General features: G+C 71.4%; 19 protein-coding genes. 9 read left to right on the top strand and 10 right to left on the bottom strand.

Features of this window, described 5'->3' with window-relative positions:
- Window positions 1-6: 6 nt before the first annotated feature.
- Genes ACGF3C_RS27960 through ACGF3C_RS27985 form a run of 6 tightly spaced genes read right to left on the bottom strand, consistent with a single transcriptional unit; the run spans window position 7 to window position 5,874 of the window.
- Window positions 7-852, bottom strand: coding sequence for a PmoA family protein (locus tag ACGF3C_RS27960; protein WP_357234827.1), 846 nt, complete (start codon window positions 850-852; stop codon window positions 7-9).
- Window positions 849-1,469, bottom strand: coding sequence for a hypothetical protein (locus ACGF3C_RS27965; RefSeq protein WP_393226582.1), 621 nt, complete (start codon window positions 1,467-1,469; stop codon window positions 849-851). The genes ACGF3C_RS27960 and ACGF3C_RS27965 overlap by 4 nt, the downstream gene beginning before the upstream one ends.
- Before the next feature lie 4 nt (window positions 1,470-1,473).
- A complete protein-coding gene (locus ACGF3C_RS27970; protein WP_357230038.1) occupies window positions 1,474-2,361 on the bottom strand; it encodes a carbohydrate ABC transporter permease in 888 nt (295 codons plus the stop codon).
- The gene (locus tag ACGF3C_RS27975; RefSeq protein WP_357230040.1) at window positions 2,361-3,344 is read right to left on the bottom strand and encodes a sugar ABC transporter permease; all 984 of its coding nucleotides are present in this window, start codon (window positions 3,342-3,344) and stop codon (window positions 2,361-2,363) included. Before ACGF3C_RS27975 ends, ACGF3C_RS27970 begins: the two co-directional genes overlap by 1 nt.
- Before the next feature lie 30 nt (window positions 3,345-3,374).
- Window positions 3,375-4,724 (bottom strand): extracellular solute-binding protein, encoded by a 1,350-nt coding sequence (locus ACGF3C_RS27980; RefSeq protein ID WP_357230043.1) that lies wholly within the window; start codon window positions 4,722-4,724, stop codon window positions 3,375-3,377.
- 19 nt (window positions 4,725-4,743) lie between these two features.
- On the bottom strand, window positions 4,744-5,874 hold the full coding sequence (locus ACGF3C_RS27985; RefSeq protein ID WP_238688794.1) for a LacI family DNA-binding transcriptional regulator: 1,131 nt from the start codon (window positions 5,872-5,874) through the stop codon (window positions 4,744-4,746).
- A 237-nt stretch (window positions 5,875-6,111) separates the two neighbouring features.
- Here ACGF3C_RS27985 and ACGF3C_RS27990 point away from each other — a divergent pair, with 237 nt between their 5' ends.
- The 8 genes from ACGF3C_RS27990 (at window position 6,112) to ACGF3C_RS28025 (ending at window position 16,800) form a co-directional block, all read left to right on the top strand.
- On the top strand, window positions 6,112-7,440 hold the full coding sequence (locus ACGF3C_RS27990; protein ID WP_357230045.1) for a Gfo/Idh/MocA family oxidoreductase: 1,329 nt from the start codon (window positions 6,112-6,114) through the stop codon (window positions 7,438-7,440).
- Window positions 7,441-7,465: 25 nt separating this feature from the next.
- Entirely contained in the window at window positions 7,466-8,902 is a 1,437-nt protein-coding gene (gene uxaC, locus ACGF3C_RS27995) for a glucuronate isomerase (protein ID WP_393226586.1), read from the top strand.
- Between the two features lie 55 nt (window positions 8,903-8,957).
- Window positions 8,958-10,262, top strand: coding sequence for an enolase C-terminal domain-like protein (locus ACGF3C_RS28000; RefSeq protein WP_393226587.1), 1,305 nt, complete (start codon window positions 8,958-8,960; stop codon window positions 10,260-10,262).
- Window positions 10,253-11,746 carry a mannitol dehydrogenase family protein gene (locus ACGF3C_RS28005; RefSeq protein ID WP_393226589.1) on the top strand — a complete coding sequence of 498 codons (1,494 nt, stop codon included), beginning with the start codon at window positions 10,253-10,255 and terminating at the stop codon, window positions 11,744-11,746. The genes ACGF3C_RS28000 and ACGF3C_RS28005 overlap by 10 nt, the downstream gene beginning before the upstream one ends.
- Entirely contained in the window at window positions 11,736-12,974 is a 1,239-nt protein-coding gene (locus ACGF3C_RS28010) for a Gfo/Idh/MocA family oxidoreductase (RefSeq protein ID WP_357234760.1), read from the top strand. The genes ACGF3C_RS28005 and ACGF3C_RS28010 overlap by 11 nt, the downstream gene beginning before the upstream one ends.
- 20 nt (window positions 12,975-12,994) lie before the next feature.
- Complete coding sequence (locus ACGF3C_RS28015; protein ID WP_393226591.1) at window positions 12,995-14,350, top strand: polysaccharide lyase family 1 protein; 1,356 nt, start codon at window positions 12,995-12,997, stop codon at window positions 14,348-14,350.
- A gap of 82 nt (window positions 14,351-14,432) precedes the next feature.
- Window positions 14,433-15,158, top strand: coding sequence for an HD domain-containing protein (locus ACGF3C_RS28020; RefSeq protein ID WP_357232860.1), 726 nt, complete (start codon window positions 14,433-14,435; stop codon window positions 15,156-15,158).
- A gap of 148 nt (window positions 15,159-15,306) precedes the next feature.
- Window positions 15,307-16,800 carry an FAD-binding oxidoreductase gene (locus ACGF3C_RS28025; protein WP_357232862.1) on the top strand — a complete coding sequence of 498 codons (1,494 nt, stop codon included), beginning with the start codon at window positions 15,307-15,309 and terminating at the stop codon, window positions 16,798-16,800.
- A 121-nt stretch (window positions 16,801-16,921) separates the two neighbouring features.
- Here the strand turns inward: ACGF3C_RS28025 and ACGF3C_RS28030 are convergent, their stop codons facing one another.
- Window positions 16,922-17,287 (bottom strand): barstar family protein, encoded by a 366-nt coding sequence (locus ACGF3C_RS28030; RefSeq protein ID WP_357232864.1) that lies wholly within the window; start codon window positions 17,285-17,287, stop codon window positions 16,922-16,924.
- Window positions 17,288-17,385: 98 nt separating this feature from the next.
- The gene (locus tag ACGF3C_RS28035; RefSeq protein ID WP_393226593.1) at window positions 17,386-17,835 is read right to left on the bottom strand and encodes a ribonuclease domain-containing protein; all 450 of its coding nucleotides are present in this window, start codon (window positions 17,833-17,835) and stop codon (window positions 17,386-17,388) included.
- Window positions 17,836-18,134: 299 nt separating this feature from the next.
- Here ACGF3C_RS28035 and ACGF3C_RS28040 point away from each other — a divergent pair, with 299 nt between their 5' ends.
- Window positions 18,135-18,977 carry a hypothetical protein gene (locus tag ACGF3C_RS28040; protein WP_393226595.1) on the top strand — a complete coding sequence of 281 codons (843 nt, stop codon included), beginning with the start codon at window positions 18,135-18,137 and terminating at the stop codon, window positions 18,975-18,977.
- A 91-nt stretch (window positions 18,978-19,068) separates the two neighbouring features.
- On the opposite strand, the gene ACGF3C_RS28045 is transcribed toward ACGF3C_RS28040, so the two are convergent.
- Together ACGF3C_RS28045 and ACGF3C_RS28050 are read right to left on the bottom strand one after the other, a co-directional pair.
- Window positions 19,069-20,025: a DUF559 domain-containing protein gene (locus ACGF3C_RS28045; RefSeq protein ID WP_393226597.1), complete on the bottom strand. Its 957-nt coding sequence runs from the start codon at window positions 20,023-20,025 to the stop codon at window positions 19,069-19,071.
- A 158-nt stretch (window positions 20,026-20,183) separates the two neighbouring features.
- Window positions 20,184-20,753: a carboxymuconolactone decarboxylase family protein gene (locus tag ACGF3C_RS28050; RefSeq protein WP_393226599.1), complete on the bottom strand. Its 570-nt coding sequence runs from the start codon at window positions 20,751-20,753 to the stop codon at window positions 20,184-20,186.
- Window positions 20,754-20,929: the final 176 nt, after the last annotated feature.

Below are 20,929 nucleotides of genomic sequence, written 5' to 3' on the forward strand. Positions count from 1 at the left end.
CCGCACTCAGGGCGTCAGCGCGACCAGGGCCGTCACCGCCTCCCCGTCGAGGGCCCCGTCGGCCACCCACACCCGGTATTGGCCGTGCCGGCTCCCACCGGCCGGCACCACCGCCGGACGGTCGAACGCGAACGCCACACAGACCCCCGGATACATCCCGGTCCGCACGAACCACCTGTCGTCGCGGCCGAGCCCCGAGAAGACCAGGGTGTACGCCCCGGCGCCCGACCGGACGCCGGTCAGCGCGAGCCACGACGCCGCGCTGCCGTTGACCGTCTCCTCCCCGACCGCGTCGGCGGTGAACACCGCCGGTTCGCCGTCGGCGGCGGCCCGCCAGAAGAACCCGCCGTAGCCGGCCCCACCCGGGCGGCCGTTGGTGGCCGGGCTGCCCAGCCGGATCTCCCGGTCGTCCGGGGCGACGAGGACGGACTCCACGTCGAGGCGCCAGGCGTCCGGTGTGACCACCGACGCGGCGAGCCACCTCCGCTCGGTCAGCAGCACCCCGCCGGTCCGGTCGCGCCACTGCAGATCGTGCGCGTACCGGCCCGGGGACCGTTCGACCTCACCGGTGTGCGTGATGACGCCGTGGTCGTCGCGCCAGGTGTAGCCGACGTCGCGGACGTAGGTGCGCCCGCCCCAGAGGTTGCTGCCGTCGACGTCCTGGACCGCGAGGGACGCGCCGAGGTGCCACACGTGGTCGGCGGGAAGCGCGTCGGTGACCACCGTTCCGCCGAGCGTGCGCACCGGGTGCAGGTACGGCCGGGGACCGTGTTGGGCGTCCAGCGCCGGGTCGAGCACATACTCGGCAACCTCCGTGGCCCCGACGGTCAGCCGCACCGGCTCCCCGCTCACGGCAGCTCCCCAGGACCGGCGACGGCGACGGAGACCGGTCGGCGATTGGCGACGGCGTGCAGGGCGGCCACCGTGTAGCCGGCGAGGATAGGCACCGCGACCGGGGTGACCAGGACGGTGAGCAGTCCGGCGAGTGTGACCACCCCGGTGAGCGCCGCCCAGCGGGTGGGCGCGTCGAGGCAGGCGCGCGCGGCGGAGCGGGCCGAGGCCCGCCACCGCACGCCCCCGTTGCCGCCCACCTCGACGACGACCAGCCCGGCGTACCCGGCCAGGCCGGCCGCGACCAGCGCCGTCACCAGCAGCGCAGCCGGGCCGCCCGGCACCCGGCCGGTGGCCAGCGCCGCCAGGTCGGCGGCGAGCAGCGCGGTGGCGGCGAGCGCGAGCAGGCTGACCGGCACACCGGGCAGCACCGCGCGGCCGAACCGGCGCAGTGTCGTGCGTGCCGAGGGCCAACTGCCGGTACGCGTCCAGTCGCGCACCGCCGCGCTGGCCGTGCCCGCCGCCGCGGCGGCGGTGAGCAGGGGGACCGCCGCGAGGGTCAGCAGGATGCCCAGCAGGGCCAGGTCGGCGGCGTCGCGGCCGACGTCGCGCCAGTCCCGCCGCCCGCCGGTGTCCACGGGTTCAGCCCTTGATGCCACTGGTGTTGATCCCCTCGACGAGCATCCGCTGGAACGCGACGAAGAACAGGAAGACCGGCAGCAGCGACAGCACCGACATGGCGAACATCGGGCCGACCGCGCTCTGGCTGGTCGAGTCGATGAACAGGGTCAGCGCGACCGGGACGGTGTAGTCCTCCAGTTGGGACAGGAAGACCAGTTGGCGGAAGAAGTCGTTCCAGGTCCAGATGAACGAGAAGATCGCCGTGGTGACCAGCGCCGGGCGGCTCAGCGGCAGGATGATGTGCCGGAAGATGCCGAACGGGCCGGCGCCGTCGATGCGGGCCGCCTCGTCCAGCTCCCGGGGTACGCCCCGCATGAACTGCACCATGAGGAAGACGAAGAACGCCTCGGTGGCCAGGAACTGCGGGATGAGCAGCGGCAGGTACGGCCAGTCACCGCCGACCAGCCCGAGCGTGCGGAACAGGATGTACTGCGGCACGATCAACACGTGCTGCGGCAGCAGCAGCGTGCCGATCATGACGGCGAACCACATGCCGCGCAGCCGGAACCGCAGCCGGGCGAAGGCGTACGCGGCCAGCAGGCAGGAGAGCCCGTTGCCGATGACGGTGAGCAGGCTGACCATGGCGCTGTTGAGGAAGAACCGGCCGAAGCTGACGTCGAAGTTGGACCACCCGGCGGTGTAGTTGCCCGGGGTGAACCGTTCGGGCAGCAGCCCGACGTTGTTGACGATCTCCTCCTGGGACTTCAGCGAGGTGCCCACCATCCAGATCAGCGGGTAGAGCACCACGGCGACGATCGCCACCAGGATCAGCAGTCGCAGCACGGGCCGGCCGCCGGGGCGTCGGCGCACGTTCGGCGGCGCTGCGGTCGTCGGGGTCACCGCCACCATCACCGGTCCTCCCCGTCGGAGTAGTGCACCCAGAACCGTCCGGTGCTGAAGAAGATCGCGGTGATGACCGCGATGGCGAGCAGGAACACCCAGGCCATCGCCGAGGCGTAGCCCATGTTGAGGTCGGTGAAGCCGGTGATGTAGAGGTTCAGCGTGTACATCAGGGTGGAGTCGACAGGGCCGCCGGTGCCGTTGCTGAGCACGAACGCGGCGGTGAAGCCCTGGAAGCCGTTGATGGTCTCCAGCACCAGGTTGAAGAAGATGACCGGGGAGAGCATCGGCAGGGTGACGTTGCGGAACTGGCGGAACCGGCCGGCCCCGTCCACGGACGCGGCCTCGTACAGCTCGGTGGGCACCTGCTTGAGCCCGGCCAGGAAGATCACCATCGGTGCGCCGAACTGCCAGATGGCCAGCACCATCAGTGTTTCGAGGGCCCAGTCGGGGTCGTTGACCCACGGTTTGCCGGTGATACCGAAAAGACTCAGCAGCGAGTTGAACGCGCCGTCGCGGTTGAACATGTTGACCCAGACGATGGCCAGCGCGACGCTGCCGCCGAGCAGGGACGGCAGGTAGAACAGCCCGCGGAACAGCCCGACGCCGCGCCAGGCGCGGTTGAGCAGCAGCGCCACGCCGAGCGCCGCGGCCAGCTTCAGCGGTACGGCGATCAACGCGAAGGTCAGCGTGACCCGCACCGCGTGCCAGTACGACGGGTCAGCGGTGAACATCCGCTCGTAGTTGGCCAACCCCACCCACTCCACCTCGGAGAAGGGGGTGAGGATGTCGTAGTTGGTGAAGCTCAGGTAGAGCGACAGCAGCATGGGGATCGCCGTGACACCCATCAGGCCGATGAGCCACGGCGACAGGAAGACGTACCCCGCCAGACCTTCGCTGTGCCGGATCCGTCCGGGCCCACGCCTCTGCGCGTGGGCCCGCACGGATCCGGGGCCGCGTCGGGTCGGGTCGGGCGCCGTGGTCAACGCCACGAACAGCTCCTCTCCTCGCCTCGCGGGCGGTCAGGCGATGGCGGACTTGCACGCCTCGATGAACTGGGTGGCGGCCTCGGCGGGGGTGGCCCGGCCGTACTGCGCGTTCTCGGCGGCCTTGATCAGCTCGGACTTCACCTTGCTGTGGCCCTTGATCGGCACCTGCGGCGACTCGCCGAACTTCTGGGTCAGCTCCGCCTCGACGGCGATGGACTGCTTCATGGCCGGGTCGGTGGTGTCGTCGCTGACCACCCGGCGCAGGTCCAGGTTGGACGGCAGACCACGGTCGGTGCCGAGCAGCTTGACCGCTTCGAGGTCGTTGTTCAGGAAGTTGATCACGTCGACGGCGACGTCCTTGTTCTTGCTGCCCTTGAACACCGACCAGTACATCGAGGCACGGGCCCACTGCGCGCTCGGGTCACCGGGGTAGGCGATCACGCCCAGTTCGTCCTTGGTGTTCTTCTTCAGGTCCGGCATCTGGTTGGCCCAGACCCAGGAGGTCGCCGACTTGCCGGTGACCACCAACTGTTTGGTGACGTCGCTGGAGTTGCCCTCGTGGATGACGTCGGCGCTCGGGGTGGCCTTGCGGTCCCGGGCGCCCTTCCACAGGTCGAACCACTTGGTCACGTCCTCGGCGGTGAAGCCCAGCTCCTTGCCCTTGTAGAGGTCCTTGCCCTGTTGGCGCAGCCAGACCCAGAACGCCTTGTAGTCGGCGCTCGGGTCCTGGGTGCCGGGCACCTTGGTCTTCGCGGTGACCTGCTCGGCCCAGGCGATGTGCTGCTCCCAGCTCATCCCGGTGGTCGGCTCGGGCAGGTTGTGCGTGGTCAGCAGCGTCTTGTTGTAGACCAGACCCTGGGTGTTCTCCCCGGCGGCCAGGCCGGCGAGCTTGCCGTCGACGACGCCGTACTTCCACAGGCTCTCGGGGAACTTGGAGGTGTCCAGCTTCCCGGACTCCTGGTAAGAGGTCAGGTCGAGCGTGGTGTTGCGGCCCGCGTACTCGGCGAGGTAGTTGTCGTCGATCTGGAACAGGTCCGGCGGATTGCCGCCGGCGGTGAGGGTGGCCAGCTTGTCGAAGTAGCCCTGGTTGGCCTGCCAGGTCTTCTCGAAGGTCACGTTCGGGTGCTTCTTGGTGTAGAGCGCCAGCGCGTCCTCGGTCAGCTTGGCCCGGGCGTCGCCGCCCCACCAGAAGATCGAGAGTTTCACCGGGGCGTTCGGGTCGGCGGCGCCGCCGTCGTCGTCTCCGCAGGCGGCGGCGCCGAACATCAGCGGTGCGGCGACCGTCACGGCGAGCAGGCCACGCAGCAGGTGCCGCCGGGGCAGCGGGGTACGGTGGGCGCGCCCGACGGACGCGTCAGTGGTGGGGGGCGTTGCGGGGTGCATGTGCGCTCACTCCTCGGCATTAGGAGGCGACGGCGTCACCGGTGGCCGCAGTCGGGATGCCCGGGTCCGCAGGGCAATGCGGGCCCGGGCCACGTGGTGCGGCCAGGGGACGTGCCGGTCGGGCGTACGGGCCCGGACCGGTCGAGTCGCGGATGACCAGGTCGGTCTGGAGCATTACCTGTGCGGTGGTACGACGGACGCCGAGCGCCGTGCCGGCACCGGACCCCCGCGCACCGCGCGGTGACTCGATGTCCTGTTGCAGCAGCATGTCGACGGCCGTCCGGCCGGCGGCCCCGGTGGGTGTGGCCACCGTCGTCAGTTTGGGGCGGGTCAGCCGGCTCAGGGTGATGTCGTCGACCCCGACGACGCTCACCTCCTGCGGCACCCGGACCCCGAGCGCGTCCAGCCCTTCGATCAGGCCGATCGCCATCAGGTCGTTGTAGGCGAGCACTGCCGACACGCCGCTGCGTCGCACCTGCTCGGCGACTGCGGAGCCGCCGACCTCGGTGGGCGCGTTGGGGCCGAGCATGGTCAGCTCCGCGCCGCCGGCTCGGGCGGCCGCGCCGGCGGCACGGCGCATCTCCCGGTTGGTCCACGAGCTGCGCGGTCCACCGAGCAGCGCGATGCTGCGGTGCCCCAGGCCGACCAGGTGCTCGATCGCCGACCGGGCGCCCTGCCCGACGTCCATCAGCACGCAGGGCAGGCCGGTCACCTGGCGGTTCACCACGACCAGTGGCACCTCGCGGCTGAGCTGCTCGATCAGGCTGTTGCTCATCCGAGGGCTGCACAGCAGCACGCCGTCCACCTGCTTCGCGAGGGCGTGGACCAGCTCTTCCTCGGCGGTCGGGTCCTCGTTGGTGTCGGCCACGAAGACGTGGTAGTCGCGGTGCCGGGCCTGGCTCTCCGCCGCCTTGATCAGCGGCGGGAAGAACGGGTTCGCGATGTCCGCGATGATCAGCCCGATGTTGTGCGTCCGCCCGGTGATCAGGGCCCGGGCGGCGCGGTTGGGCCGATAGCCCAGGTCCTCCGCGCAGGCCAGCACCCGGACCCGGGTCTCGGGATTGACCAGGTGCGGAGCGGAGAAGGTGCGGGACACGGTGGAGATGTGCACACCGGACGCCCGGGCGACGTCCCGGATGGTGACTGGCACGGCGGCCCCTTCGTCCGATGTGGTGGCGGTCACGCAGGTGTGGCCCATTAATGCAAACGGTTGCGCCAGTGTCAACGGTCAATGATTACGGCTTCGTTGCACCCACACTCCCCTTGGTCACCTGCAACCCCCCAAACGCCGACAAATGACGCCGATCACGCCGTCATCGTTGACGCGAACGCATCGATCGTGATTACTTCACTGCAAACCTTTGCAGCACCCACGGGAGGCGACCGCATGTCACCGAGAGCCGCCGGACGGGTCCGGTACGCCGTCGTGGGCACCGGCGCGCGAGCCGAGATGTTCGTCCGGGCGCTGGTGCTCGACCACGCCGACACCACCGAGCTGGTCGCCTTCGCCGACGTGAACCAGGCCCGCATGGACGCGCACAACCGCTGGCTGGGCGAGCTGGGTCACCGCCCGGTGCCCACGTACCCCGCCGGTGACTTCACGACCATGCTGGACTCCGAACGCGTCGACGTCGTCCTGGTCACCAGCGTGGACGTCACCCACGACGAGTACGTGGTGGCAGCACTGCGCGCCGGCCGGGAGGTCGTCACCGAGAAGCCGATGACAGTGGACGCGGCCCGCTGCCGGCGGATTCTGGACACGGTCACCGAGACCGGCGGGCGGGTGGCAGTCGCCTTCAACTACCGCTACAACCCGCTGCACGAACAGGTTCGCCGGCTGCTCGCCGAGGGCGCGGTCGGCGAGATCGGCTCGGTGCACTTCGAGTGGCTGCTCGACGTCCGCCACGGCGCCGACTACTTCCGCCGTTGGCACCGCGACAAGGCCACCTCCGGGGGGCTGATGGTGCACAAGGCCAGCCACCACTTCGACCTGGTCAACTGGTGGCTGGCCGCCACGCCCGTCGAGGTGTACGCGGCCGGCCGACTCTTCTTCTACGGCGAGGACGGTCGCCGGCACGGGTACGCCCGCGACTACGACCGGGCGCACGGCTCCCCCGCCGCCGCCGACGACCCGTTCGCCCTACGGCTGGACGCGCATCCCCGGCTGCGCGAGCTGTACCTCGACGCCGAGGCCGAGGACGGCTACCAGCGCGACCGCAACGTCTTCGCGCCCGGGGTGAGCATCGAGGACGACATGGCGGTGCTGGCCCGCTACTCCACCGGCGCCACCATGACCTACCACCTCACCGCGTACGCGCCCTGGGAGGGCTACCGGGTGATGGTCAACGGCAGCCGAGGCCGACTGGAGCTGAACGTGGCCGAGAACGACTACGTCGACCGGGGCACCGCCGGCGCGGTCAAGGGGGCCGCCCTGCACGGTGCCGAGGCGCCGGCCGAGGGCGGTGGTGCGACGCTTACCCTGCGCCCGTTCTGGGCCCCGCCCCGGCAGATCCCGGTGGAGGGCCGCAGCCGGCACGGGCACGGCGGCGCGGACGCCCGGATGACCGGGGTGCTCCTCGGCGGTCAACCCGACCCGTTGGGCCGCGCCGCGACCGCCGACGACGGCGCGTTGGCCCTGCTCACCGGTCTGGCCGCAAACCGGTCCTTCGAGACCGGCCAACCCGTCCGCGTCGCCGACCTGCTCACCCCCCGCTGACACAGGAGACGAGGAGCCCCACTCCGTGCCCACGTTCGACCACACCGACCTGCTCCTGCCGCCCGAGCCGGGCCAGCGCGCGCTGGCCCGGGAGCTGTACGCCCTGGCGGCGGAGCAACCCATCATCTCGCCGCACGGGCACGTCGACCCGGCCCTGCTCGCCGAGGACCGACCCTTCCCGGACCCGGCGCAGCTGCTCATCGTGCCCGACCACTACCTGACCCGGATGCTGCTCAGTCAGGGCGTACCCCCGGCGGATCTGGGGGTGCCCACCCGCGACGGCAGCCCGGTGGAGACCGACGGCCGGGCAATCTGGCGACGCTTCGCCGCGCACTGGCACCTGTTCCGGGGCACCCCGTCGCGACTGTGGCTGGAGCAGACCTTCCGCACCGTCTTCGGGGTGCACACCCCACTCCGCCCGGGCACCGCCGACGCCATCTACGACGAGATCGCGGCCCGGCTCGCCGAGCCGGACTTCCGGCCCCGAGCGCTGTTCGAGCGGTTCAACATCGAGGTCCTCGCGACCACCGAGTCGCCGCTGGACGACCTCGCGCAGCACGCCAAACTCGCCGCCGACGGATGGGGCGGGCCGGGCGGCCGAGTGGTCACCACGTTCCGCCCGGACGATGTGGTGGACATGGAGTTCGAAGGCTGGTCGACCAACGTGGACCGTCTCGGCGACCGGGCCGGCGAGGACACCGGCAACTACGCCGGCTACCTGGCGGCGCTGCGGGCCCGACGCGCCGCGTTCATCGCCGCCGGCGCCACCTCCTCCGACCACGGCCACCCCACCGCGCGCACCCTGGATCTGACCCCGGCCGAGGCCGAGCGGCTCTACGACCGGGGTCGGCGCGGCGAGGCCGACGCCGCCGACGCGGAGGCGTTCCGGGCGCACATGCTCGTGGAGTTCGCCCGGATGTCGCTCGACGACGGCCTGGTCATGCAGCTGCACCCCGGCGCGGTGCGCAACCACAACCGGTGGTTGCACGCCCGGCACGGTCGCGACGTCGGCGGCGACATCCCGCAGGCCACCGAGTACGTGCACGCGCTCGCCCCGCTGCTGGACCGCTACGGCAACGACCCCCGGCTGCGACTGGTGCTCTACACCCTCGACGAGGACACCTTCACCCGCGAGCTGGCGCCCCTCGCGGGCGGGTACGCCGCGCTGCTGCTCGGCGCGCCCTGGTGGTTCCTGGACTCCCCGGAGGTGCTGCGCCGGTTCCGGGAGGCGGTGACCGAGAGCGCCGGCTTCTACAACACCACCGGGTTCGTCGACGACACCCGGGCGTTCTGTTCCATCCCGGTACGCCACGACGTGGCCCGCCGGGTGGACGCCGGCTTCCTGGCCCGGCTCGTCGCCGAGCACCGGCTGCCGATGGACGAGGCCGCGGAGACCATCGTCGACCTGGCGTACCGGCTGCCCAAGCGGGTCTTCAACTTCGGAGGGGACCACCACCTGTGAGCGCGAGGAGTGCAGCGCAGCGGAGCCCCGCAGTCGCGAACGAAAGGCAGGCTCAGTGACCGTCACCATCACCTCCGTCGAGGTGCACGACGTGCGGTTCCCCACCGCCGCCCGGGGCGACGGCTCCGACGCGATCAACCGGGGCGACTACTCGGCGACGTACGTGGAGCTGGGCACCGACGCCGGCCCGACCGGCGCCGGGTTCACCTTCACCAACGGCCGGGGCAACGAGATCACCTGCGCGGCGGTGCGTGCCCTGGCCCACCACGTCCAGGGGCGCACCATCGAGGAGATCACGGCCGAGCCGGTGGCGTTCTGGCGCTCGCTCAGCGCCGACGTGCAGTTGCGCTGGCTGGGCCCGGAGAAGGGCGTCATCCACATGGCGACCGGCGCGCTGGTCAACGCGGTATGGGACCTGCGGGCCAGACTGGCCGGCAAGCCGATGTGGCGCTTCCTCGCCGACCTGCCCACCGACGAGCTCGTGGCCAGCGTCGACTTCACGCACATCACCGACGCGCTCACCCCGGACGAGGCCGCGGCCATCCTCGACAAGGGACGCGACGGGCTCACCGACCGGTTGGCCACCCTCGAACGTGACGGTTTCCCGTCGTACACCACATCGGTCGGTTGGCTCGGCTACCCCGACGACAAGGTGCGGACGCTGACCCGGCAGGCGTACGCCGACGGCTGGCGGGCGATGAAGATGAAGGTCGGCGGCCCGCTCGCCGACGATCTGCGGCGGGCCCGGATCATCCGGGAGGAGATCGGCCCGGACGCGCTGCTGATGATGGACGCCAACCAGGTCTGGGACGTTGACGAGGCGATCACCGCGATGGCGGCCCTGGCCGAGGTGGACCCGTACTGGATCGAGGAGCCCACCCACGCCGACGACATCCTCGGGCACGCCCGGATCGCCCGCGCGGTGGCCGAGTTGACCGGCGGTCGCTGCCGGGTGGCCACCGGTGAGGTGGCCGCCAACCGAGTGATCTTCAAGCAGCTTCTTCAGGCCGAGGCGATCGGGGTGATGCAGGTCGACGCCTGCCGGGTCGGCGGCGTCAACGAGGTCCTGGCCGAGCTGCTGCTGGCGGCGAAGTTCGGCGTGCCGGTCTGCCCGCACGCCGGCGGCGTGGGCCTCTGCGAGTACGTCCAGCACCTGGCGATCTTCGACTACCTGCGGGTGGGCGCCGGTCTGGACGGTCGGATGATCGAGTACGTCGACCATCTGCACGAGCACTTCGTCGATCCGGTGCGGACCCGCGGTGGCCGCTACCTGCTGCCCGAACGGCCCGGTTACAGCGCCACCATGAAACCCGCGTCGATCGCGGAGTTCCGCTTCCCGGACGGCCCGGCATGGCAGTGACCGTCGGGGCCTCCCGGCTCGGCCTGGGCATGCTGCGCCGGCTGCCCGCCGAGGCCCGCCCGCTGATCCGGCCGGGCACCGTGCCGACCGGCGTCGTACACCTGGGGTTGGGCGCGTTCCACCGGGCCCACCAGGCCGTCTTCACCGAGGCGGCGGTCGGCGCGGCCGGGGGTGACTGGGGCATCGTGGCCGTCGCGCCGCGCAGCACGGCGGTGGTCGAGGCGATCGCCGCGCAGGACAACCTGTTCAGCGTCAGCGCCCTCTCCGCCGCCGGCAGCTCCACCCGGGTGGTGGGTGCACTGAGCGGGGTCCGGCACGCGCCCAGCGACCCGGAGGCCGTGGTGGCGTTGCTCGCCGACCCGGCGGTCCGCGTGGTGACCCTGACCGTCACCGAGAAGGCGTACCACCTCGACCCGGTGACCGGACGACTGTCCGCGGACCCGGCGCTCGCCGCGGACCTGGCCGGCGGCCGAGCGCCGACCACGGTGCCGGGGCTGCTGCTGCGCGGGCTGGCCGCCCGGGCCGCCGCGGACGCCGGACCGGTGGCCCTGGTGAGCTGCGACAACCTGCCGGCCAACGGTCGTCGACTGCGCGGCATGCTCGACCAGGCGGTCGGCCGGGCCGGCGGGGTGCCCGCCGGGCTCGTCGAGTGGGTGGCCGGCAACGTCACCTGCCCGGGCACCATGGTGGACCGGATCGTGCCGGCCAGCACCCCGGAGACGATCGAGGCGGCCCGGCGGGCGCTCGGCGTGACCGACCTGGCCGCCGTGGCCGCCGAGCCGTACGCGCAGTGGGTGATCGAGGACGACTTCCCCGGCGGTCGGCCCGGCTGGGAGTTCGCCGGGGCGGTGCTCACCGACGACGCCGGCCCGTGGGAGCGGTTGAAGCTACGCGCCCTCAACGGGGTGCACTCCGCCATCGCCTACCTCGGAGCGTTGGCCGGTCGGGAGACCATCGCCGACGCGCTGGAGATCCCGCACCTGCGTGACGTGCTGCGCCGGCTGATCGCCGAGGACGTGGCGGCCAGCTTCACCCCGCCGGACGGGGTGCGGGTGGTCGACTACGGCGAGCAGGCCCTCGCCCGTTTCGGTAACCCGGCGATCCACCACCGCACCCTCCAGGTGGCGATCGACGGCTCGCAGAAGCTGCCGCAGCGCGTCCTGCACACCATCGCCGACCTGCGCGCGACCGGCCGGTCCGCGCGCTGGGGCGCGCTGGTCGTGGCGTCCTGGTTGCGCTTCGCGCTGGGGTACGCCGACGACGGCCGGCCGTTGCCGTTCCAGGACCCACTGGCGGGGCCGATCCGGGCCGCCCTGGACGCCGGGTCGCAGAGCCCGGCGGGCGCTGTCGACGCGGTCTTCGCGCTACGCGACGTCATCCCAATGGAGGTGGCCGAGGACGACGAGGTCCGCGCGGATGTGATCGCCTGGCTGACCGCGTTGGAGCGGCACGGCGTCGAGGCCACCCTGGCCGGTGCGCGGTGAGCCGGTCCGCCCGGGCCGGTCGGCGGTGAGCGGGGCCACCCCGCCGCCCCGGGTGGCGGTGATCGGGGCGAACGGGCACGGTCGCTGGCACCGGCGGGTCATCGCGCCCCTGCACGCCGCCGGTCGGTTGCGGTTGGTCGCCCTGGTCGACGTCCGACCGGTGGAGGACGACCCGGCCGCCCCGGTGCCGCCGGGGGTGGCGGTGTTCACCGACCACCGGGCGATGCTCGCCGCCACCCGACCGGAGGTGGTGGTGATCTGCACGCCTCCGCACACCCATCTGGCGATCGCCCGCGACGCCCTGGCCACCGGCGCGGATCTGCTGCTGGAGAAGCCGCCGGTGCTGTCGCTGGCCGAGCACGAGGAGCTGACCTGGGCCCTCACCGCCGCCGGTCGGGTGGCCCAGGTCGGCTTCCAGGCGCTCGGCTCGGCGGCCCTCACCGCGCTGACCGACGCGCTGGCCGCCGGCCGGCTGGGCACTGTCACCGGCATCTCCACCGTCGCCGCCTGGCAACGGCCGGACGCCTACTACGCCCGCTCCCCCTGGGCCGGTCGACGGGCCGTGGACGGCCGGCCGGTGCTGGACGGCGCGCTCGTCAACCCGCTCGCGCACGCGGTGATGCAGTGCCTGGCGATCGCCGAGGCGCTCGCCGGGGCGACGCCGTGGCCGGTCGCGATCGAGGTGGAACGGTATCGGGTCCGGCCGATCGAGGTGGAGGACACCGCCGTGTTGCGGGTCCGGTTCCGCGCCGGGCCGCCGGTGCTGGTGGCGGTGACCCTGGCCGCCGAGGAGTTCGTGGCGGGCGAGGTGGTGGTGACCGGTACGACGGGGCAGGCGGTGCTGGAGTACCCGACCGACCGGCTGCGCCTGCCCGGGGACGTGGTGACCCGCCGGGTGCCGGGGCGACTGGGGCTGCTGGAGAACCTGCTCGCCCACCGGGCCGATCCGTCGGGCGTGCCACTGATCGCGCCGCTGGCCCGTACCGCGCCGTTCACCGCGCTGCTGGACGCGTTGCGGCCCGCGCCGGAGCCCCGGCTGCTCGACGGCGAGCTGGTGACCACCCTCGGCGAGGGCGGGGAGCGGGTCCGCCACCTGCGGGGCGTCGTCGACGTGCTGCGCCGGGCGGCCGAGCGGGGGGCGCTGCCGAGCGAGCTGGGGGTGCCGTGGGCGTCCGGCGCGTACCGCGCCGAGCTGGCGGGACAGACGAACAACCGACAGGTCCCATGATCAGCGAACGGAGTGAGTCGATGCGCAGATTCCTCGGCGGCGCCACGGTTGTCGCCCTTCTCCTCGGCGCCGCACCGGCCGCCGCCGCTGCCCGTCCGGACGTCCCGTCCGCCGACCGGCTCTCCTGGTTGGCCGACCACCTCGGCCGGCAGACACTGCCCGAGCGCGACGGTTGGGCGGCCGACGGCCCCGGCACCACCGGCGGCTCGGCGGCCACTCCCGAGCGGACCCGGGTGGTCCACAGCCGGGCGGAACTGGTCGCCGCGCTGGGCGGCGACAACGCCGGCAACGCCGCCGACGCCACCGGAAAGCTCATCTACGTCGACGGCGCGATCGACGGCTTCGAGGGGCCCGACGGCACGCCGCTGAGCTGCGCCGACCTGGCCGACCCCGGATACCGGTTGGACGCCTACCTGGCCGCGTACGACCCGGCGGTGTGGGGACGGGTGCCACCGAGCGGGCCGCTGGAGGAGGCTCGGGTGCGTTCGGTGACCAACCAGACCCGGCAGACCCAGATCAACGTCGGGCCGAACACCACGATCGTCGGGCTGCGCGGCGCTCGACTGACCGGCCTCACCCTCATGATCGACCGGGCGTCGAACGTCATCGTCCGCAACCTGACCCTCGTCGACGCCCGGGACTGCTTCCCCGCCTGGTCGCCGACCGACGGCGAGGCCGGCAACTGGAACAGCCAGTACGACCAGATCTCGGTACGCCGCAGCGAGAACGTCTGGGTCGACCACAACACCTTCACCGACGGCGACAACCCGGACAGCGCCCAGCCGGTGTACTTCGGTCGGCCGTACCAGGTGCACGACGGGTCGTTGGACGTCACGCACACCGCCAGCCTGGTCACCGCCTCCTGGAACCGCTTCACCGGTCGGGACAAGCTGCTGTTGATCGGCTCGTCCAACACGGTCGGCCCGGACGTGGGCCGGCTGCGGGTCACAGTGCACCACAACCTCTTCGACGGCGTCCTGCAACGGCTGCCCCGGGTGCGTTTCGGTCAGGTCGACGTCTACAACAACCACTACCGACTCGGTGGGGACGACTTCCAGTACGCGCTCGGCATCGGTGTCCAGTCGGCGATCTACGCGCAGAACAACTTCTTCACAGTGGACGCGGCGGTCGACCCGGCGGACCTGCTCTACGACTGGGGCGGCACCGCGGTGACCGAGCGAGGCTCCTGGGTCCGTCAGGGCGGCGGCGCGGCCCGACCTGTCGACCTGCTGGCGGCGTACAACGCGACACATGACCCCGACCTGGCCGCGGACGCGGGCTGGACTCCCACCCTGCGCCGCGACCCCGTGCTGCCAGCGCCGCTGGTCCCGCTCCTGGTGGGCCCGCTCGCCGGCGCCGACCGGCTGCCGATCTGACGGCTCGGCGCGCCCGCGACTCGCGGTCGGGTCGGCGACGTACGGGCTCATCGATCTGGTGAAGATCGGCTATAAGTGACGCATGGACTTCCCGCCGCACCTGGGCAGCATGCCGATGCACGCGATCACCGAGATCCACGGCGAACCGGGCCTGCTGGAACGCTTCCGGTTGGAGGTCCAGCAGTTCGACGATGCCGCCCGGGTGCGGTTGACCGCCGCGCTCGACCTCGCCGCCGAACTGCACCGCGACGATCGACGCGTCCGCGAGCCGTACCTGAACCACCTGCTGCGGGTGGCGATCAGGCTGATGCACCACTACCAGGTGCGGGACGTGGACGTGATCGTCGCCGGTCTGTTGCACGACGCGGTGGAGGACCATCCGGTCGAGCTGGCCGACGGCGACCCGGGCACCGACCCGACCGGGGCCGCGCTCGCCGCGCTCGCCGCGCGGTTCGGGCCACGGGTGGCCACCCTGGTCGCCGCCGTCACCAATCCGGTGTACGACCCCGAGCGGGACCGCAACGCGCAGTACCGGGAGCATCTGGCGGTCAGCCTGGACCGGGAACCCTGGGCCCGGGTGATCAAGGTTTCGGACTTCACCGACAACGGCGTGGGTGTGATCCACACGGTCGGGCCGAAGGTGGTCTCGTCGGCCCGGAAGTACCGGCCGCTGGTGCCGCTGTTCCGGGATCTGATCGGCCGGCCGGACACCCCGTTGTCGCCGGCGGTGAAGCGGCACATCTTCGGCCAGCTGGACCTTGCCGAGGAGCGGTTCAGCGCCATCCTGGACCAGCCCGCCCCGCACTGACCCGTCTCCGATCACCCGACCGGGTTCCGTGACAAGTTCTCAGATCTGCCCGGAAGCCTCGGGCATTACGGTTGGTTTGCGCCAGATGAGAGGCAATGTCCCTCTCCGTTCACTTTCGGGCGTATCCCCAATCGAGAGGATTCGGACCATGCGCGACCTTTCCCGTCGTAATCTGCTCAGGGCGACGGCCGTCGGCGCCGGAGCGGTCGCCATCCCGAGCGTGATCGCCGGCAGCTCGGCCGTCGCGGCCGACGGTCCCGGGTGGCCCTCCGACACGACGTTCCCCCCAGCAGAGCTGACCGGCCGGATCGTCCGCCCGCAGAGCCCCGACTACGCGGAGGCCAGCCTCGGCTGGGACGAGCTGTTCGTGCACTATCCGCTGGTCATCGTCTTCGCCCAGGAGACCCAGGACGTGGTCAACGCGCTCACCTGGGCGCGGCAACACAACGTCGCGCTGCGGGTACGCAGTGGCCGGCACAACCTGGAAGGCTGGTCGAACGTCGACAACGGAATCGTGATCGACGTCAGCGAGCTGAAGGACGTCCACATCGACACCGCCACCCGCACGGCGAAGGTCGGCGCGGGGCTCAACCAGTCGGAGGCGGTGACCGCCCTCGGGGAGCACGATCTCGCGGCGACGACCGGCACGGAGGGGACCGTGGGCCTCTCCGGCGCCACCCTCGGCGGCGGTTTCGGCTTCCTCACCCGCTACCTCGGGATGGCCTGCGACAACCTGATCGGCGCGGAGATCGTCGTGGCGGCGGGCGCCGACGGGGCGAAGGTGCTCGAGGTGGACCCATGGAACTACCCAGACCTGCTCTGGGCGCTGCGCGGAGCGGGCAATGGCAACTTCGGGATCGTCACCTCCCTCACCTACAAGGTCGCTCCGCTCACCAGCGTCGCCTACCTGCAGGTGACCTGGCCCGGCCTCGGCGACCTGCACGAGGTCTTCGACACCTGGCAGCGCGTCGCACCGTTCACCGACCCGCGCCTCGGGACCCAGGTCGAGGTCCACCCGGATGAGATCCTGCTGTTCGCGGTGCTCGCGGAGGGGTCCGAGGCGGAGGCCAGGAAGCTGCTGGCGCCGATCCTGTCGATCGGCAGCCCCACGGTCACCGTGCAGATCGGCGGCTGGGGCGACGTCTACGCCGGCTTCCAGATCCCGAACGAGGACGAGCCGGCGAAGTGGAAGTTCTTCTCCCAGTTCACCCGCGAACCGTTCCCGGAGAAGGCGGTCAGCGTCGTCCGCGAGTTCATGGAGAAGGCGCCCTCACCCGACAGCAACTTCTTCACCCAGGCCTTCGGCCGCGGGGCCCAACGACAGGAGCCCTTCGGCGGCTCGGCGTTCCCACACCGCGACGCGCTCTTCTACTCCGAGCCCGGCGTCGGCTGGGGCACCCGCGGCGAACCCGACAGCGACGACGCCATCACCCCGATCGCCCAGACCTGGATCGCCGAGTTCAGCCAGGCACTGCGGCCCTACGTGGACGGCGCCTACGTCAACGTGCCCAACATCGGCATGGCCGAGTGGGAGAAGGCCTACTGGGGGCGCAACTTCCCGCGGCTACGCAAGATCAAGGCTAAGTACGACCCGCACAACGTCTTCCAGTACGAGCAGAGCATCCCGCCCGCGACGCACTGACCCGGAGGACCGGCGGTGCGGGTGACTCCGACCCGCACCGCCGGGCCGTCACTCATCGTGAGTCTCCGTTGCCACTGCCACTGCCGCTGCCGCTGCCGCTGCCGGTAGGGCTGGCCAGCGGTCACGATCGCACTGCCTCGTCGAGGACGACGCGCAACGGATGCGGGGAGCTGGCGGCGAGGTCGCCGAGCACGGCGAGCAGCAGGCGGTACTGATCGGACGGCTCGTCGACCAGCAGCTGGCCGGCGTCGGTGATCAGCAGGGTGACCGGACCGGTGTCGAGCCGGTCCCGGAGCACGTCGGAGAGAGCGTCCCAGGTGTTCCCCAGGTACGTCGGCAGGGCCAGCACGGCGGCGAGCGCGGCGAACAGACCGGCCCTGGTCCGCGTCGTCGTTCCGGGGAGCACCACCGCGCCGGGCACGTCGACGGCACCGTCGCGGCAGACGATCAGCCAATCGGGCGCCCGACCCGCGTCCTCGTCGACCATGACGTTCCTCCTTGATCTGACCGGGACAACGTCTGACCGGGACAACGACGCCCCGGCGGGGCCAGCCGACCGCCGCGGCCGGCCGGCCCCCAGGCCACTCAGAGCCGGTAGAAGTCGGTGTAGTGGTTGGGCGAGAACCAGGTGACGCCGGTGCTGCGGTTCACCACGATCCGGTACGCGTCCCGGGCGGCGCCCTGGCTGCGCGGGTAGACGTCGTACTCGTGGTAGGTGGCGTTGGCGGGCAGTTGACCCTCGTAGTTGTAGAACTGGCCGCCGGCGAAGTTGGACTTCCCGCCGCTCCAGGAGTACCAGCCTCGGCTGGTCGGGAACCCCTTGGCCGACCAGCCCGAGCGGGCGGTACGGGCGTCCGCGCAGCGGCTCATGGTGCAGGAGCTGTAGACCGCCGCCGAGGCCGGGTCGGTCAATCGAGGCGAGACCACGGACGGGCCGACCAACGCGGCGGCGACCATGGCGAGGAGCAGGGCGAGGGTGGTGGTACGCCGGCGGATCGCGCCAAGCGTGGCCAGCGGGGACACGAGGGTGGACACAGGCTGCCTCCAGACCATCCAGTTCATCGATCCGCGTGATTGTCGGACCAGGCCCAGTCTCACCGTTGACGGTCGACGGCAACACCCCTCGGCGTCCCAACTGCTCCACAATGCTCGGTGAACCGCGAATGATCTGTTTCGGCGCACCCGGGCAGCATGTCGTCAGCGGCTGAGCGCCACCCGACGCACATGGCCTGGATCGTGTCGATATGCCGTCCGCTCGGTGACGGCGTGGCGGCGGACATATCGGTCACCGGTTGTTAGCGTGAAACGCGGATCCGTGACCGTGGAGGGGTGCCATGACGGACGCCCCCGACGGGAGGCCCAGGCCCGCGGACCAGCGGCGACACCGGGGCGTACGCGGCTTGACCATCGCCCGCGACGGCGCCGTGAGTGGCTGGCGGTGGTGGGCTCGTAGCTGGGATCGGCTGGTCGCCGCGCTCCAGGACGAGGCGCCCGTCGGCTCCGCGGCCCCGCCGTCGCCGTCCGGTCCGCTGGTCGAACAGCGCGACGCGCCCCGGCTGATCGCGGTCCCCGCTCGCGGATACGTGTACTCGTTCTACGTCCGCGCCACCTTCGCCTGGTCGTCGCCTGCGAGCCTGCGGGCCGAGGTGCTGAGCTGGTACGTGCAGTACTTCCAACCGAACGCGATCCAGCGGCTGACCCGTCTCGCCGCCGACGCCGCCCGGCACCTGCCGCCGAACCGGGCAGCGGACCTGGAGGTGGCGTTGCAGCGGGCGCTGGCCGAGGATCCCCTGTGGCACTACCAACGGGGCGACATCACGCTGACCTGCCGCCCCGACGCCGCCGTACGACTCGACGAGCGGATCCTGCCGGCGCTTCAGCCGCACGTCGACCGCATGGTCGAGCTGGAGTACCAGTTCGACGAGCAGATCCGAAAGGCCCGGTACGCCGAGGAGCTGAGCCGTCGGTGGACGGCCATCCTGGACGATCACACGGACGACGACGACCTGGCCGACGCCCGCGACCACATGCTCACGGCGCAACGAGAAGCCGCACGGTGGATCGCCGAGCTCCTCCACCGCCACGCCAACCCCTCACCAGAGTCGGCACCAACGCCCAAAATTCCCCCACAACAGACCCACCCCACCCCCGCCCCGGCCCCACCAGCCCCCGAGTAGCCCTCCGGCCCCGCTCCCCCTCCCTCTCCCGCTGCCCCCATGATCAAGTGATGAAAAGTAGGTGCGGAGGGCCTGTGGGAGCTATTTCTCATCACTTGATCATGGCGCGGATGCGGTTGGCGAGGATGGCGAGGGTCTCCTGACGGATCTGGACCGGATCCGTGGTGAGGCGGCGGTGGCTGAAGCGGACGACGACGATGCCGACGGTCGCGAGAAGGGCGTCACGGCGGAGGTCGATCTCGCGTTCGGCCGGGTCGCCGTGGCTGGTCGCGCCGTCCAACTCGATGTTGACCCGCTCCGCCTCGGCGAACATGTCGAGGTAGATCGTCCGGGCACCGACCCGTACCCGCGCCTGCCGGATGAACCTCGGCATTCCCGGTCCGGTGAAGACGTGGTCGTGGCCCCAGATTTCCAACGGGCTGCGGCACCCGGCGGCGAGCCGGTCCAGCAGACCGCTCAGTGCCCCACGGTCGGGCATTCTCGCCACCTCGGCAAGGGCGTCGGCCAGGCGCGGCGGCGTGGTCATCCGATCGTTGACCGCGCGGATGAGCAACGTCGATCGGTCGATCGGCGGCAGCAGCGGCCAACAGTCCACCAGGGTCCGGTCGAGCCGGGTGACCGGCAGTCCTCCCCGTGTCACCACCTGCGGCGGCGCGACCGCGAAGTCGGACCGGTGGGCTACGACCAGATGCGGCCGGTCACGCAGGCCTGATCCTCGCGGCAGGTCGAGATACACCGGCTCGCCCGGTGGCTGGCGGCGTAGACCCCACACGTCGAGCGCGGTCAGGCGGCTCAGCGCCCCACGCTCGTCAACGTACGCCAGCGCAGCGCGTCGGGCGACGTCCCGCTCGACCCGGGCCAGCATCGGCAGGTCGACGTTGGAGTTGCGGATCAGCGCGGCGTCACCGTAGACCCCGGGCAGCAGTCGGATCAGCAGGTCCGCCCGCCGGGCGGTCTGGATCTTCCACGCCGGGGTCACCCGCAGGATGTCCCGTCGAGTGACCAGCCCATCGCCGCTGACGAGGAGCGATTGAATCCGCGCATCCACCGCCTCACCCTGGCGTGATGCGCAGCCCTGCGAGGGCCGCTGTGGACAGCGGAGGCACCGGTGGACAGCCGATCGGGCCGCGGTCGATTGTGGTAGGCGCCCGTCAAGCGACAGTCCGCGCTCGCCCGCTGGCGCTGGGACAGCCTGGTTAGTGCGTTCTAACCGCCGAACTTCAGCGCCTGCCGCAGATCCACGTCCAGGCTCTCGTTGTACTGCGGATCGGGCTCAGCCCCGGCCGCGCTGAGGACGGTGCTGAAGAAGCATCTGGCGCCAACGGCGAGGATCACGTGGAAGATGTCCGTGTCATCGAGACCGTGACCACGCAGGCTCTCGACGTCGGCCTCGGTGACGGAGTTCGCGTCGGCCGCGACCTTTCCGGCGAAGCCGACGACTGCGACCTCCTGCGCGGACAGACCGGCGCTGCCAGTGTCTGACGCGATGGCGGCGACGGTTGGCGCGTCGAAGAACTTGTCGCGTAGGACCTTCCCATGCGCCAGGCCGCAGTAGGAGGATTTCAGGGCCCGGGCTGCGGCGAGGGTCACCAACTCATAGCGGCGCAGCTCCATCCCGGCCTTCACCGAACCGTTGAGCTGCTGCCATGCCAGGTACGCCGCTGGGCTCTGGGCGAACAACCTGGTGTAGTTGGGCAGGTAGCCCATCGCCTTCGTGTCGGCATCGAACATCCGCTCGGTGTCCGGCGACTGCTCTGCCTGCTGCAGGAAACTCATCCGGCTCCTCCCCATGCTTGACCCGGACGGTACGCCGTAGGGCCTGCGGACGCTGTCAGGAAATCGGTCGGCGCGCCCGAGCTATGCCCGCGGCCGGTAACCTCGCGCCAGCACTGATGGATCAGCTAGGTAGCCGCCCATTCCACGGCGAATGGCCGCCGCCGGTTGGTCGACCC

Source organism: Micromonospora sp. NPDC047762, assembly GCF_043204655.1.
Lineage (GTDB): Bacteria > Actinomycetota > Actinomycetes > Mycobacteriales > Micromonosporaceae > Micromonospora.